This window comes from Amycolatopsis sp. NPDC059027, assembly GCF_042739735.1.
Lineage (GTDB): Bacteria > Actinomycetota > Actinomycetes > Mycobacteriales > Pseudonocardiaceae > Amycolatopsis.
In genome coordinates this window covers 1-1,861 of the sequence record NZ_JBHYIK010000168.1, presented here as the reverse complement: position 1 = coordinate 1,861, position 1,861 = coordinate 1, and the positions used below count along the sequence as shown (strand labels likewise).

The 1,861-nt window shown below is 56.4% G+C and carries 1 rRNA gene; it reads right to left on the bottom strand.

Features of this window, described 5'->3' with window-relative positions:
• Positions 1-1,861: ribosomal RNA gene (locus ACFWY9_RS44895) — 23S ribosomal RNA — on the bottom strand; the annotation flags it as partial.

Genomic DNA, 1,861 nt, shown 5'->3' with positions numbered 1-1,861 from the left:
GGGTGGGATACCTCATCTTGGAACAGGCTTCCCGCTTAGATGCCTTCAGCGGTTATCCCTTCCGAACGTGGCCAACCAGCCATGCCCCTGGCGGAACAACTGGCACACCAGAGGTTCGTCCGTCCCGGTCCTCTCGTACTAGGGACAGCCTTCCTCAAGTATCCTACGCGCGCGGCGGATAGGGACCGAACTGTCTCACGACGTTCTAAACCCAGCTCGCGTGCCGCTTTAATGGGCGAACAGCCCAACCCTTGGGACCTACTCCGGCCCCAGGATGCGACGAGCCGACATCGAGGTGCCAAACCATGCCGTCGATATGGACTCTTGGGCAAGATCAGCCTGTTATCCCCGGGGTACCTTTTATCCGTTGAGCGACACCCCTTCCACCAGGAGGTGCCGGATCACTAGTCCCGACTTTCGTCCCTGCTCGACATGTCTGTCTCACAGTCAAGCTCCCTTGTGCACTTGCACTCAACACCTGATTGCCAACCAGGCTGAGGGAACCTTTGGGCGCCTCCGTTACCCTTTAGGAGGCAACCGCCCCAGTTAAACTACCCATCAGGCACTGTCCCTCACCCAGATCATGGGCGTAGGTTCAGATTCCCAATCCGACCAGAGTGGTATTTCAACAACGACTCCACCAACACTAGCGTGCCAGCTTCACAGTCTCCCACCTATCCTACACAAGCCGAACCGAAAACCAATACCAAACTATAGTAAAGGTCCCGGGGTCTTTCCGTCCTGCCGCGCGTAACGAGCATCTTTACTCGTAGTGCAATTTCGCCGGGCCTGTGGTTGAGACAGCCGGAAAGTCGTTACGCCATTCGTGCAGGTCGGAACTTACCCGACAAGGAATTTCGCTACCTTAGGATGGTTATAGTTACCACCGCCGTTTACTGGCGCTTAAATTCTCAGCTTCACCCCCCGAAAGGAGTTAACCGGTCCTCTTAACGTTCCAGCACCGGGCAGGCGTCAGTCCATATACATCGAATTACTTCTTCGCATGGACCTGTGTTTTTAGTAAACAGTCGCTTTCCGCTGGTCTCTGCGGCCACCCACCCCTAGTCCGCAAAGGACTTCAGGATGTTTGGCCCCCCTTCTCCCGAAGTTACGGGGGCATTTTGCCGAGTTCCTTAACCACAGTTCACCCGATCGCCTCAGTATTCTCTACCTGACCACCTGTGTCGGTTTGGGGTACGGGCCGTGCATGCACTCACTAGAGGCTTTTCTCGGCAGCATAGGATCACCCTACTTCACCTCAAACGGCTACGCATCACGTCTCAGACTCAATGAGCGGCGGATTTGCCTACCACTCGTCCTACACGCTTACACCAGGACAACCATCACCTGGCGGAGCTACCTTCCTGCGTCACCCCATCGCTTGACTACTACGGAATCAGATCCCACGCTCCACACACCCCATCCACCCGAAGGCTTCAAGAACATGCTTTGGGTGGTTAGTATCAACCGCCTCGCCATGGGCGCACATGCTCGGGTACGGGAATATCAACCCGTTATCCATCGACTACGCCTGTCGGCCTCGCCTTAGGTCCCGACTTACCCTGGGCGGAATAACCTGGCCCAGGAACCCTTGGTCATCCGGCGGCAGAGTTTCTCACTCTGCATTCGCTACTCATGCCTGCATTCTCACTCCCACACCCTCCACGACTGAGTTACCTCGCCGCTTCCCTGGATGCAGGACGCTCCCCTACCCACCCGTGCGACTAGACAAGAACCCGAAGGCTCAAGCCGATCTATAGCACGAGTGACACAGCTTCGGCGGTGTGCTTAAGCCCCGCTACATTGTCGGCGCAGGACCACTTGACCAGTGAGCTATTACGCACTCTTTCAAGGATGGCTG